General features: G+C 59.2%; 22 protein-coding genes. 18 read left to right on the top strand and 4 right to left on the bottom strand.

Features of this window, described 5'->3' with window-relative positions; genetic code table 11:
* The first annotated feature begins 31 nt into the window (after nt 1–31).
* Nucleotides 32–436, top strand: a complete 405-nt coding sequence (locus tag MHY08_RS00745; protein WP_225746752.1) for a hypothetical protein — start codon at nt 32–34, stop codon at nt 434–436.
* A 9-nt stretch (nt 437–445) separates the two neighbouring features.
* Here MHY08_RS00745 and MHY08_RS00740 read toward each other — a convergent pair whose 3' ends face one another.
* Nucleotides 446–1,342, bottom strand: coding sequence for a YbjN domain-containing protein (locus MHY08_RS00740; protein ID WP_239234755.1), 897 nt, complete (start codon nt 1,340–1,342; stop codon nt 446–448).
* Nucleotides 1,343–1,468: 126 nt separating this feature from the next.
* Between MHY08_RS00740 and hisD the strand changes: the two genes are divergently transcribed.
* From hisD to MHY08_RS00670, 14 genes are all read left to right on the top strand, one after another.
* Nucleotides 1,469–2,779, top strand: coding sequence for a histidinol dehydrogenase (gene hisD, locus MHY08_RS00735; RefSeq protein WP_239234753.1), 1,311 nt, complete (start codon nt 1,469–1,471; stop codon nt 2,777–2,779).
* Nucleotides 2,780–3,910: a histidinol-phosphate transaminase gene (locus MHY08_RS00730; protein WP_239234751.1), complete on the top strand. Its 1,131-nt coding sequence runs from the start codon at nt 2,780–2,782 to the stop codon at nt 3,908–3,910. It begins immediately after the preceding gene.
* A complete protein-coding gene (gene hisB, locus MHY08_RS00725) occupies nt 3,907–4,509 on the top strand; it encodes an imidazoleglycerol-phosphate dehydratase HisB (RefSeq protein ID WP_239234749.1) in 603 nt (200 codons plus the stop codon). Before MHY08_RS00730 ends, hisB begins: the two co-directional genes overlap by 4 nt.
* A 169-nt stretch (nt 4,510–4,678) precedes the next feature.
* The gene (locus MHY08_RS00720; protein ID WP_239234747.1) at nt 4,679–5,929 is read left to right on the top strand and encodes an MFS transporter; all 1,251 of its coding nucleotides are present in this window, start codon (nt 4,679–4,681) and stop codon (nt 5,927–5,929) included.
* A gap of 3 nt (nt 5,930–5,932) precedes the next feature.
* Nucleotides 5,933–6,565: an imidazole glycerol phosphate synthase subunit HisH gene (gene hisH, locus MHY08_RS00715; protein ID WP_239234745.1), complete on the top strand. Its 633-nt coding sequence runs from the start codon at nt 5,933–5,935 to the stop codon at nt 6,563–6,565.
* Nucleotides 6,566–6,579: 14 nt separating this feature from the next.
* Nucleotides 6,580–7,368, top strand: a complete 789-nt coding sequence (gene priA / locus MHY08_RS00710) for a bifunctional 1-(5-phosphoribosyl)-5-((5-phosphoribosylamino)methylideneamino)imidazole-4-carboxamide isomerase/phosphoribosylanthranilate isomerase PriA (protein ID WP_239228140.1) — start codon at nt 6,580–6,582, stop codon at nt 7,366–7,368.
* 3 nt (nt 7,369–7,371) lie between these two features.
* A complete protein-coding gene (locus MHY08_RS00705; protein ID WP_239234743.1) occupies nt 7,372–8,154 on the top strand; it encodes an inositol monophosphatase in 783 nt (260 codons plus the stop codon).
* A gap of 30 nt (nt 8,155–8,184) precedes the next feature.
* Nucleotides 8,185–8,955, top strand: a complete 771-nt coding sequence (gene hisF, locus MHY08_RS00700) for an imidazole glycerol phosphate synthase subunit HisF (protein WP_239234741.1) — start codon at nt 8,185–8,187, stop codon at nt 8,953–8,955.
* Complete coding sequence (gene hisI, locus MHY08_RS00695) at nt 8,952–9,314, top strand: phosphoribosyl-AMP cyclohydrolase (protein ID WP_239234739.1); 363 nt, start codon at nt 8,952–8,954, stop codon at nt 9,312–9,314. The genes hisF and hisI overlap by 4 nt, the downstream gene beginning before the upstream one ends.
* On the top strand, nt 9,311–9,949 hold the full coding sequence (locus tag MHY08_RS00690) for a TIGR02234 family membrane protein (protein WP_239234737.1): 639 nt from the start codon (nt 9,311–9,313) through the stop codon (nt 9,947–9,949). Before hisI ends, MHY08_RS00690 begins: the two co-directional genes overlap by 4 nt.
* Before the next feature lie 84 nt (nt 9,950–10,033).
* Nucleotides 10,034–10,864 (top strand): indole-3-glycerol-phosphate synthase, encoded by an 831-nt coding sequence (locus MHY08_RS00685; RefSeq protein WP_005324614.1) that lies wholly within the window; start codon nt 10,034–10,036, stop codon nt 10,862–10,864.
* A 45-nt stretch (nt 10,865–10,909) separates the two neighbouring features.
* Nucleotides 10,910–11,863: a prolipoprotein diacylglyceryl transferase gene (gene lgt, locus MHY08_RS00680; RefSeq protein WP_239234735.1), complete on the top strand. Its 954-nt coding sequence runs from the start codon at nt 10,910–10,912 to the stop codon at nt 11,861–11,863.
* Between the two features lie 158 nt (nt 11,864–12,021).
* Nucleotides 12,022–13,437 carry a pyruvate kinase gene (gene pyk / locus MHY08_RS00675; RefSeq protein ID WP_100067822.1) on the top strand — a complete coding sequence of 472 codons (1,416 nt, stop codon included), beginning with the start codon at nt 12,022–12,024 and terminating at the stop codon, nt 13,435–13,437.
* Between the two features lie 295 nt (nt 13,438–13,732).
* Nucleotides 13,733–14,623: a cation diffusion facilitator family transporter gene (locus MHY08_RS00670; protein WP_005328806.1), complete on the top strand. Its 891-nt coding sequence runs from the start codon at nt 13,733–13,735 to the stop codon at nt 14,621–14,623.
* A gap of 7 nt (nt 14,624–14,630) precedes the next feature.
* Here the strand turns inward: MHY08_RS00670 and MHY08_RS00665 are convergent, their stop codons facing one another.
* Together MHY08_RS00665 and MHY08_RS00660 are read right to left on the bottom strand one after the other, a co-directional pair.
* Entirely contained in the window at nt 14,631–15,314 is a 684-nt protein-coding gene (locus MHY08_RS00665) for a hypothetical protein (protein WP_239234733.1), read from the bottom strand.
* A 103-nt stretch (nt 15,315–15,417) separates the two neighbouring features.
* Nucleotides 15,418–16,761, bottom strand: a complete 1,344-nt coding sequence (locus tag MHY08_RS00660) for an IS256 family transposase (protein ID WP_239234731.1) — start codon at nt 16,759–16,761, stop codon at nt 15,418–15,420.
* Nucleotides 16,762–16,893: 132 nt separating this feature from the next.
* On the opposite strand from MHY08_RS00660, the gene MHY08_RS00655 reads away from it, so the two are divergent.
* Genes MHY08_RS00655 through MHY08_RS00645 form a run of 3 tightly spaced genes read left to right on the top strand, consistent with a single transcriptional unit; the run spans nt 16,894 to nt 17,922 of the window.
* The gene (locus tag MHY08_RS00655) at nt 16,894–17,094 is read left to right on the top strand and encodes a hypothetical protein (RefSeq protein ID WP_239234729.1); all 201 of its coding nucleotides are present in this window, start codon (nt 16,894–16,896) and stop codon (nt 17,092–17,094) included.
* Between the two features lie 36 nt (nt 17,095–17,130).
* Nucleotides 17,131–17,367, top strand: coding sequence for an alkaline phosphatase (locus MHY08_RS00650; RefSeq protein WP_239234727.1), 237 nt, complete (start codon nt 17,131–17,133; stop codon nt 17,365–17,367).
* Nucleotides 17,368–17,406: 39 nt separating this feature from the next.
* Nucleotides 17,407–17,922, top strand: a complete 516-nt coding sequence (locus tag MHY08_RS00645) for a hypothetical protein (protein ID WP_239234725.1) — start codon at nt 17,407–17,409, stop codon at nt 17,920–17,922.
* Nucleotides 17,923–17,995: 73 nt separating this feature from the next.
* Here the strand turns inward: MHY08_RS00645 and MHY08_RS00640 are convergent, their stop codons facing one another.
* Nucleotides 17,996–20,386 (bottom strand): glycogen/starch/alpha-glucan phosphorylase, encoded by a 2,391-nt coding sequence (locus tag MHY08_RS00640; RefSeq protein ID WP_239234723.1) that lies wholly within the window; start codon nt 20,384–20,386, stop codon nt 17,996–17,998.
* Between the last annotated feature and the right edge of the window lie 78 nt (nt 20,387–20,464).

Below are 20,464 nucleotides of genomic sequence, written 5' to 3'. Positions count from 1 at the left end.
GTTACTCGCGTGTGCGCTCCTGGTGTATGGCGTGGCCGGTGCGCTGTGGGGGCTTTTCCGGCCGACGCTTACCGGCCATGAGGTAGACGATGGTGGCTATGCCATCGATGCGATGGGAAGCGTTCAGTTCATCGCCTTTATTACCTTTGCCCTCATTACCGGCCTGCTTGGTTTGTTCTTGGGGTTGGGCGCGTATCTCCGCCGGCAGGGGCGGGGCTTGTCGATGCTCCTGTGGGTCGGCGTGTGTGCCCTGGCTGGGGCGGCGTCGTTTTATGTCTTTGGCGGGGTCACCGCCACGCATCCGCCAGAAAACCCAGGGGAAGTCGTAGAGTTTGCGCCGAATTTCTCCCCGGCTATCTCGTGGGCGGTAGCGCCCTTTATGGCGATGTTTGCCTATTGGTCCACGGCCTTTGTCAGCGCCGATGAAGATTGGTGATGTGCGCGTCTAGGGCCATTCGACGGGGGAGGCGCCGGTTACTTCGTGCGCGATGTCATCGATGCCGTGCAGGATGTGCTTGAGTCCGCGGCCGATGGCGCTAAATAGTTGCGGCCGGGTAAGTCCCGCGGCGGTAATGGTGGCGGCATCCATCCGCACTTGTAGGCCCTCGGAGGTGTGGTGGCAAAATGCCACGGCGCCGTGGTGGGCGCGATTCCAGTCATTGCAAATGAGAAAAAGCCGGGTAAATTCCGCCTCGTCCAGGCTGGGGTCCCAATGCCCCTTGATAATGAGGCTGGGGCCATTGTCCAGTGCAAAGGCGAAAAGGACATCATTGACCCAGGCGTAGATGGCGGTGGCGCCGTCGCTTTGGAAGCGCTGGATGCCAATAAGCGGCAGGATCTCGGACAGGCTGTCGAGGGTGAAGGGTTCCAAGGGGGCGTCGGCAAGCGGGGCAAGCTCCGGTGAGGCTTCGCGCACGAGGCCGGGATGGGATTGGGCGAGCAGATCCATGAGGACCTCCGCATTGCGCAGCGCCGGTAGGAGGAATGCCGCGAGCTGTTCGCGGCTGGGGGAGGTATCGGCAGGCAGATAGCTATGGCCGGACACGCTCACGCAGTCAGGCTGGTCATAATCAACCACGACGGCCGGGGAGAGGCAATCGTGGTTCCACTCGTTGGCTAGGTGTGCGAGCTCGGAGATCTCGCTGAGATCGACGCCGCCGCGGGGGCTGGTGTGCAGGTGGAGCACTGGTTCTTCCAGCTGGTCTATAAAGATGAAGGTGGAGCCACCGGCCGCATGCGGAACGAGAAGCTCGCCAGTAGGCAGCGCCCAGCAGGACACGTCATTATCGCGGGCAATGGTGCGGGCATGCGCGAGCAGAAGAGAGGGTTCAATCTCGCTCATCGCTGCCACCACCTTGAAGCTGTGTTGACATCGAGTCTATAGCCCAAACCGTCCCCCTCGCTGGCGTTTGACCATTAGGATATTGGTTTAATAACAGAAATCCGATAGGGAGAAAAGGATCCGGGAATGCTTCGTACCATCGATCTGCGTGGCCAAGAGCTGCGCCCCGCCCAGCTGCGGCGAGTTTTGCCGCGCGGTGGCACCGACGTCGCCGCCGTGGTGGACAAGGTGGCGCCGATGGTTCATCGAGTACGCCACGAAGGCGCTGCGGCCGCCTTGAACTTTGGCGAGCAATTCGATGGTGTGCGCCCAACCCACCTGCGGGTGCCCCAAGCGGAGTTGGAGAAGGCCGCTTCCGGCCTAGACCCGCAGGTGCGCCAAGCGATTGAGGTTTCCATTGAGAGGGTCCGCAAGGTTCACGCCGAGCAAAAGCCGGCCGCGCACACCACCGAGCTGGCACCAGGTGCCACGGTGACCGAGGTCTTTCGCCCCATCGAGCGCGTTGGGCTATACGTGCCGGGAGGCAAGGCGGTCTATCCGTCCTCGGTGATTATGAACGCCGTGCCAGCGCAGGCGGCCGGCGCGGAAAGCTTGGTGGTAGCCTCGCCGCCACAAAAGGAATTCGGCGGTCTGCCGCACCCCACGGTGCTAGCCGTGTGCCAGATGCTGGGCGTAGATGAGGTCTGGGCGGTAGGAGGTGGCCAAGCCATCGCGCTGATGGCCTACGGCGATGATGACGCCGAACTAGCCCCGGTGGACATGATTACCGGTCCTGGAAATATCTTCGTCACCGCAGCCAAGAGGTTGGTGCGCGGCGTGGTGGGCACTGATGCCGAGGCCGGGCCGACCGAAATCGCCATTATCGCTGATGACACCGCGAATCCGGTGTATGTGGCCTATGACCTCATCTCCCAGGCCGAGCATGATCCGATGGCCGCGAGTGTGCTCATTACGGCATCTCCAAGCCTGGCTCAGCGTGTGAAGGAGGAGGTAGAAGCGCGCCACGGCGCCACCGCTAATGCGCAGCGGGCGGCCGAGGCTCTAGGCGGCGAGCAATCCGGAATTGTGCTGGTCGATTCCCTGGATGCAGCGGTGGCGGTGGCCAATGCCTATGCCGCTGAGCACCTGGAGATCCACACCGCAGAGCCCGGCGCGGTGGCCGAGCGGATTAAGCACGCCGGTGCCATCTTTGTAGGGGACTTTGCTCCAGTGCCGCTCGGAGATTACGCGGCCGGCTCCAATCACGTATTGCCCACCTCCGGTACGGCGCGCTTTTCTGCCGGCCTTTCTACCCATACCTTTATGCGGCCGGTCAACCTTATTGATTATGACCGAGCTGCGCTGGAAGAGATTGCCCCGCACGTTATCGCTTTTGCGGAGGCCGAGGGGCTACCCGCCCACGGTGAGGCTATCCGCGCCCGATTCGAGGAGAATTAAATGACGCACTTGAATGATCTTCCCCTGCGCGAGGAGCTGCGCGGCAAGTCCGCCTATGGGGCGCCGCAGCTCCACGTGGCCTACCAGCTCAATACCAACGAAAATCCCTATCCTCCCTCGCAGGCGCTAGTGGATGACTTGGTGGCGGAGACCCGGCGCCTTGCCACCACACTCAATCGCTATCCGGAGCGCGATGCGGTGGAGCTGCGCCAGGCCCTAGCGGCTTATATCACTGAGCAAACCGGCGTGCGCGTGGGCTCTGAACAGGTATGGGCGGCCAATGGCTCGAATGAGATTTTGCAGCAGCTGTTGCAGGCATTCGGCGGTCCGGGCCGCAGTGTGCTCGGTTTCACCCCGTCCTACTCCATGCACCCTATCCTCGCGGATGGGACTCACACGCAGTTTGTGGAGTGCCCACGCGATGAGAATTTCCGCATTGATATGGACCGGGCGCTCGCAGCCGTGGCGCAGCACCAGCCGGATATCATCTTTGTGACTACGCCGAATAACCCCACCGGCGGGGTGACCAGCGTGGACGATATTGCCGCGCTTGCCGACGCCGCCCCGGGCATCCTCATCGTCGATGAAGCTTATGGCGAATTTTCTTCCTCGCCTTCTGCGGTGACGCTGCTGGATAAATACCCTACGAAGCTGGTGGTCTCGCGCACCATGTCTAAGGCCTTCGACTTCGCGGGTGGCCGCCTCGGCTATTTCGTGGCGGACCCGGCCTTTGTGGAGGCCGTAATGCTGGTGCGCTTGCCGTACCACCTATCCGTGCTTTCCCAAGCAGCGGCGACGGTGGCGCTGCGCCATAGTGCGGATACGCTCGCCACCGTGGAAAAGATTGCCACCGAACGCGAGCGGGTGGCCGCTCGCTTGCGCGAATTGGGCTATACCGTCCTGCCTAGCGAATCTAATTTTCTCTTCTTCGGCCGCTTTGTTGACCAACACCGCGTGTGGCAACAGTTCTTGGATAAGGAAGTGCTCATTCGCGATGTTGGCATCGCAGGCCACCTGCGCATGACCGTGGGGCTGCCAGAGGAAAATTCGGCCTTTTTGGCCGTGGCCGAGGACCTTGCGGATACGGTAGTGGCTGATTCCCCGGTCGTAGATGAAAGGAGCGAAGCATGAGCAACCGCGTAGGGCGCGCCCAGCGCGCGACGTCGGAATCGCAGATTTCTGTGGTCATTGACCTTGATGGCACGGGACAAAGCGATATTTCCACCGGACTGCCTTTCTTTGACCACATGCTCACGGCCTTTGCTACTCATGGCAGCTTTGATCTCACCGTGCAGGCTGAGGGCGATGTGGAGGTAGATGCCCACCACACTGTGGAAGATACCGCCATCGTGCTCGGCACCGCGCTGCGTAAGGCGGTGGGGGATAAGGCCGGCATTCGCCGCTTTGGCTCCCAGCTTTTGCCCATGGATGAGGCCTTAGTGGAGGCGGTGGTGGATTTTTCTGGGCGCGCCTATTTTGTCATGAACGGCGAACCAGAGAACCTGCAGTGGCAGACCATCGGTGGGCATTACGCCACGGTGATCAACCGCCACTTCTTTGAAACGCTCGCCACCCACGCTGCGGTAACGCTCCACCTCAACGTGCGCTATGGGCGCGATCCGCATCACATTACGGAAGCGGAGTTTAAAGCCGTAGCGCGTGCGCTGCGCGGTGCGGTGGAATTCGACCCCCGCCAGACTGGAATTCCATCGACGAAGGGAGCACTCTAGAACGCATGCACTTTATGATCTTGGTCCTCTTCCTCGTAGCAGGCATGTTGGTGGGAGGCGCATGGTCCGCCTACCAACAGGGGTCGAAGGCAATGACAGTAGTAGCCTCTCTTTTGGCTGCGATCACCGTAGTAGCGGCAATCTCGTGGATGGTAGGAGCGTTTGGTAAATGAGCACAACCCAAGAAACTAATATCTGGAAGGTTCCGGGGTATACCCCGACCATGTTGGCCATCGCCGCAGCCTTCGGTGCTTGGTCCATCCTCCTTCCAGTGGTGCCGCTAGCGGTCATTGACTCCGGCGGCTCAGCGACCTTGGCGGGCTCATCCACGGGCATCTTCATGGCCTTTACCGTGCTGACCCAGATCATCTCCCCGTGGCTCCTACGTCGGTGGGGCTATCGCCGCGTGATGGCACTGTCCGCTTTTACCCTGGGTGTACCTGCCTTTGGTCACCTCTTGGGTACCGATGCTTGGGTTGTCCTGCTCTTTTCCGCACTGCGCGGCGTGGGCTTTGGTGCGCTGACCGTTTCTGAGTCCGCGCTCATTGCGGAACTGGCGCCCGTACGCCTGCTGGGCAAGGCTACCGGCATGATTGGTGTTTTCACTGGCCTGGGACAGATGGTCTTTTTGCCACTGGGATTGATCATGGCGGAAAAGCTGGGATATGCCTCGACGTATATCACTGCCGGCATCATTGGCTTCGTGGGCTTTGGTATGTGCCTGCGCATTCCCAAGATCAAGGTCACGCTCGCCTCCGATACCGAAGAGGAGCCGAACCTTATCCGCGTTCCTACGTGGAAGCTAGTGCTCGTTCCTGCGTTGGCGCTAACGACGTTTTCTATGAGCTATGGCGCCGTATCATCCTTCCTGCCGCCGGCGGTACAAGAACTCGATGCAGAGCGCGGCGCCAGCTTGGCCGGCATCATGCTGTCCATCGTGGGTGGCGCGGCCATGATTTTCCGCTACTTCGCCGGCATGGTGGCAGACCGCGTGGGCACGCCCGGCCGGCTCTATATCCCCGGCCAAATCATGGCCATTGTGGGTGTGCTCGCCATTGCCGTTCCTCTCTACCTTGACGGCTCCGTATGGTGGCTCGTGCTGGGCGCCTTCCTCTTCGGCGGTGCTTTTGGTATTGCGCAAAATGAGGCCCTGCTGTCGATGTTTGACCGCCTGCCGCGCGAGCGCGTCTCGGAGGCTTCTGCCATCTGGAATATCTTCTATGACGGCGGCACCGGCTTGGGCTCGACCCTCTTGGGTGCCTTGGTTGCCGGCTACGGCTATGCGGGGGCTTTTGGGGCCGGCGTGGTCATCCTCGTTGCCGGCGTTGTGATGACGTTGGCAGATTTTGTTCTCGGGCGCACCCGCGTGAGTGAAACCAACGATATCCGGACGCGTCTGCGTCGCATGCGTAAGGTATAGCCCATGGCAAAGACGGTCGCATTATTGGATTATGGCGCGGGCAATGTGCGCTCAGCCCAGCGCGCGCTGGAGCGGGTGGGCGCGGACGTCACCGTTACCGCGGACCCCAAAGAAGCGGTGGACGCGGACGGTCTGCTTGTCCCTGGCGTGGGTGCCTTTGCTGCCTGCATGCGCGGGCTACGGGCGGTGCAGGGCCCTCGGGTCATCGGCCAGCGCTTGGCAGGGGAGCGGCCGGTGTTGGGCATTTGCGTAGGCATGCAGGTGCTTTTCGACGCCGGGGTGGAACACAACATCAACTCCACCGGCTGCGGCGAGTGGCCCGGCACCGTGGAAAAGCTGCAGTCTGCGGTGCTGCCGCATATGGGGTGGAATACCGTTGAGGTACCCGTCGGCAGTGATATGTTTGTCGGATTAGCTGAAGACGAGCGGTTTTATTTCGTGCATTCCTACGGCGTTCGCCGGTGGGAATTGGAAACGGAGATTACCCGCCCGCCGCAGGTGAGCTGGGCCGAGCACGCGGGCGATAAGTTCGTCGCGGCGGTAGAAAACGGTGCCCTGTGGGCGACTCAATTCCACCCTGAGAAATCCGGGGACGCCGGTGCTCAGCTTTTGGAAAACTGGATGCGCACGCTCTAGGTAGGATGAAGGATATGACTTTTACGCTTTTGCCAGCAGTCGATGTATCTCAAGGCCAAGCCGTGCGCCTAGATAAAGGCGAAGCAGGCACCGAAACCTCGTATGGTTCCCCGCGCGATGCCGCACAAAAGTGGCAGTCCCAAGGCGCGCACTGGCTGCACTTTGTGGATTTGGATGCGGCTTTTGGCCGGGGCTCCAACCACGCAGAAATGGCGACGATTACCCGCGAGCTGGGCGTAAATGTGGAGCTTAGTGGCGGCATCCGGGATGATGCCGCGGTGGAGCGCGCGCTGGCTACCGGCGCGCAGCGCATTAGTATCGGCACGGCTGCTCTAGAGCAGCCGGAATGGGTCGAGGACATCCTGGCGCGCTACGGAGATAAGGTCGCCGTGGATCTTGCCGTGCGCGAGGAAGGCGGCGAATGGCGTACCGCCGGCAATGGCTGGGTCTCCGATGGCGGCGATCTGTGGGAGGTACTCGAGCGCCTGGATGCAGCCGGCTGCCAGCGCTTTGTGGTGACAGATGTGTCTAAAGACGGCACGCTCACCGGACCTAATATTGAGCTCCTGCGCGAGGTGGCGATGGCAACGGAGGCAAAGATCACCGCCTCTGGTGGCATTTCTAGCGTGGAAGACCTGCGCGAGCTCGCGCTTTATGTAAATGAGGGCATCGATTCCGCCATTATTGGCAAGGCCCTGTACGAGGGGAATTTCACCCTCGACGAAGCACTCGCTGCGGTGGCCGAGGTAGAGCCGCTGCCGGCGGAAGAAACCATTGACCCTTTCGATCCTGAGGACAACTAAGTCATGATGGAACCCCGCGAGTTGGTGGCCTTCGCGGAGGCGGCCGTAGACCAAGTAGAACCCATTTTTCGCTCCGGCCTCGGAGCTGCGCCCGCCCGTTTTAAGGGGCAGGGAGATTTCGCCACCGAGGTAGACCTCGTCATCGAGCAACAGCTGCGCGATATCTTGACCCAGATGACCGGCATCCCGGTCTATGGAGAAGAATCAGGCGGCAGCGTGCTCGATACCGTGTGGGTGGTAGATCCGATTGATGGCACCGCAAACTACTCTGCCGGAAACCCCATGGCCGGCAGCCTAGTGGCGCTCATTCATGAGGGTGCGCCCGTTGCCGCGGTATCTGACTTCCCGCTCCTGGGGCGCCGTCTGGTCACCTGCGATGGCTCCCCACTGCGCTCAGTAGGTGGGCCTGCCACTGGCTTCGGTGGAGGGGACGAAGCAATGGGATTTGATGAAGCACGTGGTCACGTGGGCTGTTCTTCCCACCTGCCCACCGAGATTTTCCACGAGCTGCGCGAGACCGGACTGCGCCCGCGAATGACCGGTTCCGTAGGACTTGATAATGCCTTCGTTGCGCAGGGAGTGTTCGATGGCGCAATTAACTTCTCCCCGCACCCATGGGATAACGCCGCGGGAGCGCTGCAGATTCAGGCCGCTGGTGGCGTTGTCACCGATCCGGAAGGAAATCCGTGGACTGCGCAGTCGCGCGGCATGGTGGCAGGTACCCCGCAGGTTCATGCCACCATCGTGGATATCTTGTCTCGTCATACCGGTACTTTTCACCGCTAAGACTAAATACCCGAAAAGGAGGCGGCCGCCATGGCTGTAGCCGTACGCGTGATCCCCTGCCTAGACGTGGACCAAGGCCGCGTGGTCAAGGGCATCAACTTTGACAACCTGCGCGATGCCGGCGACCCAGTGGAGCTGGCCGCGCGTTATGACGCCCTAGGAGCCGATGAACTTACCTTCTTGGATGTCTCTGCTTCTACGCAAGGCCGTTCCACCATGCTCGAGGTCGTGCGCCGCACTGCGGACCAGGTATTCATCCCCTTGACGGTGGGTGGTGGAGTTCGCAGCGTTGATGACGTCCGGGAATTATTGCGCGCCGGGGCAGATAAGGTCTCTGTAAACACCGCGGCCATTAAGAATCCGGAACTGCTGCGCGAAATGGCTGAGATTTTCGGGGCCCAATGCATCGTGCTGTCCGTTGATGCCTGCCGTTGCCACGAAGAGTATGCGCCATCCGGCTTTGAGGTCACCACGCACGGCGGTACGGAATCAGCCGGGATCGACGCTATCGAATGGGCGCGCCGTGGCGAAGAACTCGGCGTAGGGGAGATCCTCCTCAACTCGATGGATGGCGATGGCACAAAGCAAGGGTTTGACCTTGAGTTGCTGCGCGCCGTGCGTGCAGCGGTGACCGTTCCCGTTATCGCCTCTGGTGGTGCGGGAAACGCCGCAGACTTCCCACCGGCCGTTGCAGCCGGCGCCGATGCCGTCTTGGCAGCAAGCATTTTTCACTTCGGTGAGGTAGAAATCAGCGACGTGAAAGACGCCCTTGACGCTGCGGGCTACGAGGTGCGCCGATGAGTAGCCCGGGCGACTTTGAACTTCACGGGGACATCGCCAAGCAGCTCAAGCGCAATGACCAAGGCTTGGTGCCGGCCATTGCCCAAGCTGAGTCTGGTGAAGTGCTGATGATGGCCTGGATGGATGACCACGCCTTGGCCCATACCCTCGCCACCCGCAAAGCAACGTATTTTTCGCGCTCGCGCAATGAATATTGGGTCAAGGGAGAAACTTCTGGAAATACCCAAGAGGTGCTGGGCGTTCGCCTTGACTGCGATGGAGATACTATTCTGCTGACCGTGCGGCAGCGCGGCGGCGCCTGCCATACCGGTGACCGCACGTGCTTTGACGCCACCGATCTCCTAGGAGGGCAACCGTGAAGGCTAGACGCCTTGGACCACTACTTATCACTGTAGGAGCCATCGTAGTGTGGCTGTCCTCCCGTGCTACGTGGGTGGTAGCTGCCAGCGAAGACGACAAGGCCGGTTCTGCGGCCAATGACATCATCGGCTCGGCCTGGTCGCTGGAAATCATGGCCTTGACCCTAGTTCTGGTAGCCGGTGCCGTCGCAGGGATGGCGCTGCGGCGCGTAGGTAGGCGAGTAGTGGGCATCGTGTGCGCCCTCGCGGCCGCAGCTAGTGCATGGACCCCGGTGAGCCTGTTGACTGCGGGCGCGGACGCCGAGCGCGCCCAGAAGATCCTGCAGGGAGCCTCAGCCAATGAAAACGCCGTAGACTCTGCCCAGATTTCTGACTGGGCCACGGTAGTTTCCACCGAGGTGCATTCCCTGGGACCAATTCTGGCCCTAATAGGTGCGGCAGCGGCCCTCTTCGGTGCGGTCATGCTTGCGCGCAATCCAGGCGTGGATAAGGCGAAGGCGTCTAGCAAATACGAAACCCCGGCGGCACGACAAGCAAAGCTGGAGGAGGATTTGGAAACCTCCTCCGACTCTGGCCGCGTGATGTGGGACGCCCTTGATAGTGATATCGATCCCACCGATATGGACAAAAAATAGCCCCGTTTCCTGTGTAATTTCCGGAACGGCACGCTAGCGGGTTAACCTAAGTGTGATTTTAATCGCCCGTGGAGGGAGGTGCTGATGCCTACGCCCATTGCCGTTGACCACCTAGTTGCAGGAGTCTTGGAGGACGTCGCTGCGCGGGAAGCTCGCGTGTCTTTCAAAGATGTGAAAGCCCGCTCGCGTGACATGGAGCCTCCCCGGGATGCCCGCGCGGCGTTGCTGCGCACTGGCTGCTCGGTCATCACGGAGCTCAAGCGCGCCGTACCCTACGGTGGCGAAATCGCACATGTTGGTTCTGCGGAACAGATGGCGGAATGGGCCCGCACCTTTGAACACTGCGGCGTACATCTCATGGCATGCCAGACCGATTTCCGCCGCTTTCACGGTTCTTTAGAAGACATGGCAGCTGCGCGTGCTGCGATTGATATTCCCATGATGTCGCGCGATCTCATCGTGGACCCTTACCAAATTCATGAAGCCCGGTGCTTTGGGGCCGATGCTATTCCATTGCAGGTTGAACTCTTAGAGCAAGCTCGCCTGGAGGCACTTTTGGACCGGGTGGAATCGCTCGGTATGACCGCGATCGTAGAGGTACGCAACTGCGCCGAGGTTGACCGCGCAATCAAGGCAGGAAGTAGCGTCATTGCCATCAATGCGTGGTCGTTGGCTTCGGATGCCATTAACCGCGAGGCGTTTAACGATATCGCCCCGGGCTTACCCGAATCCATCCTGCGCATCGCAGTAGGCGGGGTAAACAACGCGCGCAACCTGTTTCACTATGCTTCCCGCGGCGCTGATGCAGTTTTGGTGGGAGAATCAGTCATGGCTGCCCAGGATCCTACGGCGCTGGCGCGCTCTTTGGTGGCTGCCGGGCAGCATCCAGCGTGTCCCGCGCGCAAGATAGAATAAGACCCCAACTAGCTGGTGGGGTGGGGGATAAGGCACACTGGCTACGTGCACACAGAAATTCTTGCAAATATTCCGTCTCCGCCGCAGGGCGTGTGGCAGTTGGGGCCCATTCCCATTCGTGCCTATGCGCTGTGCATCATCGTGGGTATTATCGTCGCCTTGCGAATGACCTTACGCCGCTACACCGCACGCGGCGGTAACCCAGACACAGTATGGGATGCCGCCATCGTGGTCATCCCAGCCGGCATCATTGGCGGGCGGCTCTACCACGTCATTACCGATAACCAGAAGTACTTCTGCGATAGCTGCAATCCCGCGGACGCGCTGAAGATTACCAATGGCGGACTGGGCATTTGGGGCGCCGTAGCCTTGGGCGCACTAGCTTTGTGGGTGCTTTTCAAAGTGAAAAAGGTACCGCTCGGCCCCTTTGCTGACGCGGTGGCGCCAGGCCTCATCCTCGCGCAGGCGATTGGACGCCTAGGTAACTGGTTTAACCAAGAGCTCTATGGGCGCCCGACCGACGTTCCGTGGGCTTTAGACATCTATTACCGCGTCAATGAAAATGGCGGCTATGCTCCCGTTTCCGGACACTCCACGGGGGAGATCATGACCTCGGTGCACCCGACCTTCCTGTACGAGCTCGTGTGGAATGTCCTGGTCTGCCTTTTCCTCTTGTGGGCTCACAAGGCCTGGAAGTTGGGGCACGGGCGCGTCTTTGCCCTTTATGTCATGGGCTATACATTGGGCCGCTTCTTTATTGAAGGGATGCGTTCCGATGAGGCGACCCATATCTTTGGGGTCCGCGTGAATCTCATCGTGTCGCTTGTGATTTTTATCATCGCCGCGATTGTCTTCTTCGTGCTTGATAGGCACCGCCAGGGGCCAGAGTCCCCCGAAGAGGTAGATCCTAAATATTGGGCGGAGCGCCGGGATACTGATGAGCACAGCCCTGTGCACGCGGTATCTGATGGGCAGCAACCGGGCTCTTTATCGACGTAAATACTGCCCAAGTGTGCCCGGTTGGATTTGTTTTTGTGGGAAATGGGGCATTTTGGGGTGCCCGTTCAGAAAATGAACCCGAGAAATTGTGGCCCCAATCCTTTCGAAGTAGTAGGTTGGGGAGTGTTCAGTTTCCCCGACGGAATAGGCCAATAATGCTGGATAGAAGAACGAAGATTGTTTGTACTCTCGGCCCTGCCGTTGCTAGCGAGGATGGCATCTTGCGCCTCGTACAGGACGGCATGGACGTTGCCCGCCTGAATATGTCTCACGGCGAGCATGCAGACCACGAGGCGAATTACAACTGGGTGCGCCAGGCCACCGATAAAACCGGCCGCGCCGTCGGTATCTTGGCGGACCTCCAGGGCCCTAAGATTCGCCTTGGCCGCTTTATCAACGGCGAGGAGCAGTGGGATAACGGCCAGATCGTCCGCATTACCGTGGACGATATCGAAGGCACCCATGACCGCGTCTCCACCACTTACAAGGGCCTGGCGAAGGACGCCAAGCCAGGTGACCGCCTGCTGATCGACGACGGCAAGGTTGCCGTTGTTTGTAAGGAAGTCGACGGCAACGACGTCGTCTGTGAGGTCACCGAAGGTGGCCCGGTTTCCAATAACAAGGGCGTTTCCCTCCCTGGTATGGATATCTCCGTGCCGGCTTTGTCGGAAAAGGATATCGCTGACCTGCGCTTCGCTTTGAATCTCGGCGTTGACCTCGTGGCACTGTCCTTCGTCCGCTCCCCAGCAGATGTGGATAAGGTCCATGAGATTATGGACGAAGAGGGTCGCCGCGTTCCAGTCATTGCCAAGCTGGAAAAGCCTGAGGCAGTAGACGCGCTCGAGTCTATCGTGCTGGCATTCGATGCCATCATGATTGCCCGTGGCGACCTCGGTGTTGAGGTGCCGCTGGAGCGCGTGCCGCTGTTCCAGAAGCGCGCTATCCAGATTGCTCGCGAGAACGCTAAGCCGGTCATCGTGGCTACCCAGATGCTGGATTCCATGATTTCTAACCTGCGCCCGACCCGTGCAGAGGCTTCCGACGTGGCTAACGCCGTTCTCGATGGCGCTGACGCCGTTATGCTCTCTGGTGAGACTTCCGTGGGTATTGACCCGCAGAACGTCGTGCGCACCATGTCCAAGATCGTGGCTAATGCTGAAGATGGCGGCAAGGTTCCACCGCTGTCCCACGTTCCGCGCACCAAGCGTGGTGTGGTGTCCTATTCCGCCCGCGATATTGCCGAGCGCCTCAATGCAAAGGCCATCGTAGCCTTTACTACCTCCGGCGATACCGCTAAGCGCGTGGCTCGCCTGCACTCCCAGCTTCCGCTGCTGGCGTTTACGCCGGACCCAGCGGTTCGTTCCCAGCTGGCTCTCACGTGGGGTGCTGAGACCTTCTTGAGCCCGCACGTTAAGTCCACCGATGACATGATGGAAGCCATCGATGACGCATTGCTGGAGATGGACAGGTACGAGGAGGGCGACATGATTGTCGTCATTGCTGGTACCCCTCCAGGAATTGCTGGTAACACCAACATGATCCAGTGCCACCTGTTGGGTGAGACCAAGAAGTAATTTCTCTTGGCACTAGCGCCGCGACCCCTCTTTTAACGCGTTCCACGGGTCGTGGCGCTTTTCTATATCAATTTATACAAAAGTAGTTTTATATTTACCTTGCGTACACTCGGCCGCCGCTTTTTTGACATGCAGTTGCATTAGTTTATGTGTGTTCTTGTTTCAGCTTCTCTACATATTCAAAGGACAACTGCACAATGACCTAAATCAGGCCGACTTGGCCTCAGTGGCTGCGCTTACCGCCATCCATTTTCATTTAATTGTCAATAAGCGTCGACGGGGATAGGCTGAGTGCATGGCACACGAGCACCACGACCACGATCACTCCAGCACGCCGCTGCGCGCACTCTTGATTGCGCTAGGCATTACCGGCACCGTCTTCTTCGCGGAGCTGATCGGCGGCTGGTTGGCGGGTTCGATGGCGCTGATGGCGGATGCGATGCACATGCTTTCCGACGCTGCGGGGTTGATCATCGCGGTGTTAGCGGTGTTGGTTGGGCGCCGACAAGCATCGGCTCAGGCCACGTACGGCTACCGACGAGTGGAGGTGCTTGCTGCACTGGCGAACGCAGTGATGGTGCTGGCGATCTCGGTGTGGATTGTCGTCGAGGCGGTGCGCCGCCTGCAGAGCCCGGCCGAAGTGCAGGGAAAAACGATGCTGATCATCGCGGTGATCGGCCTGGTGGCGAATGCGCTATCGGCGTGGGTTCTGCACCGGCACCGCAAATCCTCGATCAACGTGGAGGGCGCGTTCTTGCACGTGTTAGTGGATATGCTCGGCTCGGTCGCAGTAATCGTGGCCGGCATTGTGGTACTGACCACGGGGTTTGTGGCGGCGGACGTGATCGCCTCCCTAGCGATCGCGGCGATGGTGCTGCCGCGCGCCTGGCAGCTCATGCGGCTTTCGGCGAGCGTGCTGCTCGAGCAAGTCCCGGCGGACTTCGACGCCAGTGCGATCGAGCCCGCGCTGCGGCAGGTCGAGGGCGTTGCTGACATCCACGACCTGCACCTGTGGAGCCTGGACGGCGTGAACGTGCTCACGACCGTGCATATCGTGCGCGACGGCACCGTCGGCACCGGCCCGCTGTTGGATGCCGCCCAGCAGGCCCTGCGCGAACACGGTATCGAGCACTCCACCATCCAGATTGAGCACCCAGAGCACGAATCCCACGAGACGGTGTGCTGATTCCCTTCTAACCTGACTTAGGCCAATTTTGTGCGGAAGTTCGCGGCCGGTGATTACTTGGATGGTGGCAGTGAGGTCGGGCGGGAATGGTACGGCGGCGTGAATGGTTTCGCCGCCAACGACGAGTTGAAAGCTGCGGTATTTCTTGAGTGTTCTCACGAGGCGTTTGATGAAGTGACCACTGCGGGTCTCCATCAGGTGGGTCACGGCTAGTGCTGCCATCACAATATTGAGATGTGCTGTGATCGAGTTTTGTTTCCTCGCATAGATTGGGCGTGCTTTCAGGTCTGATTTCGACATCCGATACGACATTTTCAATGTGGAATAGCCTGCGGTAATGCCCGATAACCTCCTGGGCGGGAAGAGCGGTCAGGTCGGTTTCATAGCCTTTAATTCCGGCTAGGGCTCGGTGTTTGGCAGCAAGAGCGTAGTTGACCTTCTTGTTCGGGGTGGAAAGATCGAAATAGCGGTTGCGCTTAATGGCGATTTCGCCGTCAACAGCGCGTTTGGCTTTTGCGACTTGCTCTTTGATTCCGCGCAGGCCGCGTCTGGCCCGATCATAGGAGTACTGGAAGTGGGTCACCGTATTCGGGGTTGTGTGTTTGCGCGCATCGCTTGCCGAGGCTTGTGTCCAGATCTGGCCGTGGGCGTAGGCTTCACCAGGGATTTCCCGCCGCCAGGTTTCACTCACCTCAGGCACGGTGGGGTTTCACCGACAAAATGTAGTGCAGACCTGCATCTATCAATGCTTGCTTGTTCGGAGGGTGTCAAGTTGTTTGTGTGTGGGGCTAGGTTTATAGGTATTTGTCGAAGCGGTCGGGGTAGGCCACGGCCATTTGGTTGATGGCTTGTTTCCAGCCGGATACTCGGGCTCCTTCCATGAGTCTGCCGGCTGTTCTTGAGACTCGTTTACCTTGCTTTGCTCTCTTGGCGGCTCGCTTGTCTTCAATATTGCAGATCATCAACCACAGCGTCTTTAGGGCTGATTCATCGTTGGTGAACTGCACCCTGTTGCGAGTAGCTTTACGCAGCTCATTGTTAAAAGATTCAATGGAGTTCGTCGTATAGATCACCTTCCTAGCTGCTGGTGGGAACTGCAGAAACGGGACAAACCGCGCCCACGCGTCCTGCCAGACCTTGACTGAGCGGGGATACTTTTCTGCCAATTCAGAGGCTTCAAATTCGTCTAAGGCAGCCTTAGCTGTGGACTCGTCCGTGGCGGTGTAAATCTTTTTCAACGCGGCCGATACGCCCCGGTGATCCCTGTAGGCTACCCATCGGTTAGCGGCACGAATCAGGTGCACGATACAGGTTTGCACCATAGAGTTCGGCCACGTTGCTTCAACTGCTTCTGGCAGGCCTTTAAGCCCGTCACAGCAGACGATAAAGACGTCCTTGACCCCACGATTGGAAAGATTGGCGCAAACCTGCGCCCAAAATGAAGCGCCTTCTTCTTTGGCGATCCACAATCCCAAAATGTGTTTGATACCGTCGAGATCTACGCCGATTGCCATGTACGCGGACTTATTGACCACTAGGCCGCCATCGCGGATTTTAATGCGCAGCGCGTCCAGGAAAATGACCGGGTAGAACTCGTCTAGCTGGCGGTTTTGCCAGACCATGACCTCATCGAGGACGGCATCGGTGACTGCGGAAATCGTCTCATGAGAAATATCGACACGCATCGCCGTTGCCATATGGTGCTGGATGTCCCTAATTGTCATCCCACCGGCGTACAAGCTAACGGTCATGTCATCGACATCGGTCAATCTCCTCGAGCCTTTAGGGACCATAGTCGGCAAGAATGTTCCAGCCCGATCCCTCGGGACATCAACGGTGACTGGCCCGTAGTTAGAATCCACGGTCTTTGGATACGACCCGTTGCGGTGATTGTCTGTTCTAGCTGCAGCTTTAGCGCTCCTGTCGCCAGACTCGTAGCCCAGGTGGGCATCCATTTCAGCGTTGAGTCCCCTGGTAATTGAGGCTTGCAACATGCCGCGAACCAGGTCGTTGGCATCCGTTGTAGACGTGCCTAGGTCATCAATCAGCTTCGCGATTTCAGGGTTAGCAAGAAGCTTCTTTTCAATCGCATCAATCTTGGCCTTATCAGCCGGATCTCGTCTCGCCACAGTAGTCATTCTGGTCCATCTCCTCATGCAGGTTAGGTACCCACACACAAACCATCAGACACTCTCTATTCCGAAGCCACTCCGGCGGCGTGGGCCGCGCACAACAAGGACCGCGATAAGCTGCAGGACATTAGCCGTGAGATGCTCGGCAGCGCCCTCGACTTGGTCATGGCCGCTGGCCACCCGTTCTACGATAATGACCACCAGAAGGTCGATACTCCCGACTATAGCTTCATGTACGAGGACGACTACGCCAAGCTTTCCGGAGGCGAGACCGACTGGAATTACTTCGAGTCCAACGATGACTTCAAGAAGATGGCGCAAGGTGACGTCAAGCCGTAGCAGAAGTATTGGGGTATCGCGCAGGTAGGTTCCACGTTGCAGAACTCCCGCTCGGGCGAGGCAAAGGCTCCATACTCGGACGAGCTTAACGACGTCGTCGATCTCCCCACCATGACGACTGGCGCCCTCAATGCGCTGGGACAGGACGAGGATGGCTTTTCCATCATGATTGAGGGCGGTGCCATCGACTGGGCCGGCCACGGAAATAACCCAGTGCGCGATATCGAGGAGACTCAGGACTTTAATAAGTCGGTTGATGCTGCCATCAAGTAGGTAGAGGAGAACTCCTCGTGGGAGGACACTTTGCTCGTCGTGACCGCGGATCACGAAACCGGTTATCTATCCGGTGCGAATGAGGCAGCGACGGACGACAACCCTGATGCGGAAGACCGCTTTAACGCCATGGAAGGCGAAAAGGGCAAGGTCGCTCGGCACGGTTGGTACTCCGGGCAGCACACCAACCAATTGGTGCCATTCTTCTTCAAGGGTGCAGGCTCTGAGGACATCATGGCTAATACCTCCGGTACGGATTCGGTGCGCGGCGATTTCATCGATAACACCTTGGTGGCCAACTTGGTCTTTGATGAGTGGTGGAATGGTGACGCCGGCTCTGCCGACGAGCCAGAGCAGCCGGGAAGTACTACTAATCCGGCGGATGATGCAGGAAAGAAGGGCAGCAGCAAGGGCTTTGCCGCAGGTCTAGCTACAGGCCTAGGAATCTTGGGCGCTGTCGTTGGCGGACTCGGTTTCCTAGCCACGCAGATGGGCGTGCTCAATATTGACCTAAAGCCCATCTATGAGCAGCTAAAGCGCGTCGGCCTGCGCTAAACAAACGGAAGTAGGCCTAACGCCACGTTAAAGTCCTGCCCTCAGCTGCAGAAGCGGAGGGGCAGGACTTTTCTTAGCTCTGGGAAATCGGAGTTGGTTGGATCTTCCAGACCTCGTTGGCATAGTCCGCGATGGTCCGGTCGGAAGAAAAGCGGCCAGAGTAGCAAATATTGAGCCACGCCTTCTTGGCCCAGGCAAGTTGGTCTGCCTCGTATTCGGCAGCCATGCGGTCACGGGTTTCGCGGTAGTCGGCAAAGTCGCCTAAGACGTAGTACTGGTCTTGGGCGTGCTCCCCGAAGCCGTCGAGAAGCGAGGCGCGCAGATCGCCGAAGATACCGGCATTGTCTGCGCCCAGGGTGCCGTCGACAAGCGCATCCAGTACGCGGGCTAAGCCTGGCACGCTCTGGTAAAGCTCGCCCGGGTTGTACTCGGCGCGCAGCTGCGGCAACTCCTCATTGCGGGCGCCGAAGATATAGGCGTTGTCCTCGCCGACCGACTCGACGATTTCCACGTTTGCTCCATCCATGGTGCCCAAGGTCAGCGCGCCATTCATCATGAACTTCATATTGGAGGTGCCGGAGGCTTCCTTACCAGCCACAGAAATCTGCTCGGAGATATCAGCGGCCGGGATGATGTGTTCGGCGGGGGAGACGTTGTAATTCTCTACGAAGACGATGCGGATGATGTCCTTGGTGGCCGGGTCGTTATTGACCAGGTCTGCGATGGTGTTGATGAGCTTGATAATCGCCTTGGCACGGTCGTAGCCCGGCGCGGCCTTGGCACCAAAGATAAAGGTGCGCTTCGGCACGGTTTCGCCCTCGTCCTTGATGCGGAAGTAAAGGTCGAGGACGTAGAGGGCGTTCATCAGCTGGCGCTTGTACTCGTGCAGGCGCTTAATCTGCACGTCAAAGATGGAATCAGGGTCGACTTCAGCGCCTTGGTGGTCGTTGACCCACTGCGCAAAGTCGCGCTTATTGGCCCGCTTGATGGCAATGAGCTCTCGCAGTAGGTCAGTATCGTCGGCCTTATCGGCGAGTTTGGCCAGCTGGGTGAGGTCAGTAACCCACGCATCGGAACCAGCCTGCTGGGTGAGCAGCTCTGCTAGGCGGGGGTTGCACATCTTCAGCCAGCGGCGCGGGGTGACGCCATTGGTCTTATTATTAAACTTTTCTGGCCACAGCTCATGCCATGCGGACAGCGTATCGGCCTTGATGATCTCGGTATGCAGGGCGGCGACACCGTTAATGGAGTAGGCGGCGTAGCAGGCGATCCAGGCCATGTGAACCTGTCCGTTGGATACCGGCGCCATGTAGTCAATGCGGCCCTGATCTAGGCCGCGGTGGGCCATATCTTCGCGGAAGCGGCGGTCGATTTCTTCCACCAACTGCCAGATGCGCCAGAACAGCTTTTGGAAGATGGACACTTCCCAGTTCTCCAGGGCCTCTGCGAGCACGGTGTGGTTGGTGTAGGCGAAGGTCTCGGTGACGATCTTCCACGCCGCATCCCAGCTGAGACCGTGGTCATCGAGCAAAATGCGCAGGAGCTCTGGGATGGCGAGCACTGGGTGGGTGTCATTGAGCTGGATGGAGTTGTACTGCGCAAAACCGGTGAGGTCCTCGCCGTGCTGGGCAATGTAGTTATCCACCATGGTCTGCAGGGATGCGGAGACAAAGAAGTACTGTTGGCGCACGCGCAGTACCTTGCCCTCGTAGGTGGTGTCGTTGGGGTAGAGCACGCGGCAGATATCCATGACGCGCTCGCGATCGACAATGGCCTCCGTAAAGCGCTGGGAGTTGAAGGCATCATAATCGAATTCATCGATGGGCTCGGACTTCCACAGGCGTAGCGTGCCCACATTATCGGTTCCGTAGCCGGTGATAGGCATGTCATAAGGAATGGCGCGCACGTCCATATCATCGAAGTGGACACGGCGCTGCTCGGAGGCGCGGCGGATAATGAAGTCATAGCCGTTTTCCATCCACGCATCAGGCTGTTCCTTCTGGAAGCCATTCTCAAAGGACTGGCGGAAAAGGCCGTAACGATAGAGCAGGCCATAACCGGTAACGGGGTAGTCCTGGGTGACGGCGGAATCGAGGAAGCAGGCGGCAAGGCGGCCGAGGCCACCGTTGCCGAGTGCGGCATCGTGTTCGGCTTCGAGGACATCGCTCAGCTCGTGGTCGGCAGCGGTGGCCGCTGCCTTGGCATCGTCGACCAAGCCCATGTTGGTGAGGTTATTGAGCAGTGCGCGGCCCTGCAGGAACTCCGCGGAGAAGTAATGCTGCTGGCGGGTCGCAGCATAGGCGGAACGGGTGCGCTCCCAATTATCGGCAATCTGCTCCATGACGGCGCCGGATAGGCCCGACCAGAACTTGCGGTAGGAAGCGCTGTGCGGGCTTACTCCGGAGGCCGCACGAACATGGGAGGGAACGGTGGATTCGAAAACAGAGTGCCGTGGCTGGCTCATGTGAAACCTTAAGTTAGTGGGAAGTCACGAAACGCCTGCCAGCTTAATAGGATTGGCGCAGCCTTGCAGGGAGGAATA

The organism is Corynebacterium sp. ACRPJ, assembly GCF_022347345.1.
Lineage (GTDB): Bacteria > Actinomycetota > Actinomycetes > Mycobacteriales > Mycobacteriaceae > Corynebacterium > Corynebacterium tuberculostearicum_D.
The sequence above is the reverse complement of the archived record's forward strand: the minus strand, read 5'-3'. Positions and strand labels throughout refer to the sequence as shown.

Excerpts from the sequence above, each read along its gene's own strand:
- MHY08_RS00740 (WP_239234755.1), bottom strand. The coding sequence starts at position 1,342 with ATGAGCGAGATTGAACCCTCTCTTCTGCTCGCGCATGCCCGCACCATT.
- hisD (WP_239234753.1), top strand. The coding sequence starts at position 1,469 with ATGCTTCGTACCATCGATCTGCGTGGCCAAGAGCTGCGCCCCGCCCAG.
- MHY08_RS00730 (WP_239234751.1), top strand. The coding sequence starts at position 2,780 with ATGACGCACTTGAATGATCTTCCCCTGCGCGAGGAGCTGCGCGGCAAG.
- hisB (WP_239234749.1), top strand. The coding sequence starts at position 3,907 with ATGAGCAACCGCGTAGGGCGCGCCCAGCGCGCGACGTCGGAATCGCAG.
- MHY08_RS00720 (WP_239234747.1), top strand. The coding sequence starts at position 4,679 with ATGAGCACAACCCAAGAAACTAATATCTGGAAGGTTCCGGGGTATACC.
- hisH (WP_239234745.1), top strand. The coding sequence starts at position 5,933 with ATGGCAAAGACGGTCGCATTATTGGATTATGGCGCGGGCAATGTGCGC.
- priA (WP_239228140.1), top strand. The coding sequence starts at position 6,580 with ATGACTTTTACGCTTTTGCCAGCAGTCGATGTATCTCAAGGCCAAGCC.
- MHY08_RS00705 (WP_239234743.1), top strand. The coding sequence starts at position 7,372 with ATGATGGAACCCCGCGAGTTGGTGGCCTTCGCGGAGGCGGCCGTAGAC.
- hisF (WP_239234741.1), top strand. The coding sequence starts at position 8,185 with ATGGCTGTAGCCGTACGCGTGATCCCCTGCCTAGACGTGGACCAAGGC.
- hisI (WP_239234739.1), top strand. The coding sequence starts at position 8,952 with ATGAGTAGCCCGGGCGACTTTGAACTTCACGGGGACATCGCCAAGCAG.
- MHY08_RS00685 (WP_005324614.1), top strand. The coding sequence starts at position 10,034 with ATGCCTACGCCCATTGCCGTTGACCACCTAGTTGCAGGAGTCTTGGAG.
- MHY08_RS00670 (WP_005328806.1), top strand. The coding sequence starts at position 13,733 with ATGGCACACGAGCACCACGACCACGATCACTCCAGCACGCCGCTGCGC.
- MHY08_RS00660 (WP_239234731.1), bottom strand. The coding sequence starts at position 16,761 with ATGACTACTGTGGCGAGACGAGATCCGGCTGATAAGGCCAAGATTGAT.
- MHY08_RS00655 (WP_239234729.1), top strand. The coding sequence starts at position 16,894 with ATGCTCGGCAGCGCCCTCGACTTGGTCATGGCCGCTGGCCACCCGTTC.
- MHY08_RS00640 (WP_239234723.1), bottom strand. The coding sequence starts at position 20,386 with ATGAGCCAGCCACGGCACTCTGTTTTCGAATCCACCGTTCCCTCCCAT.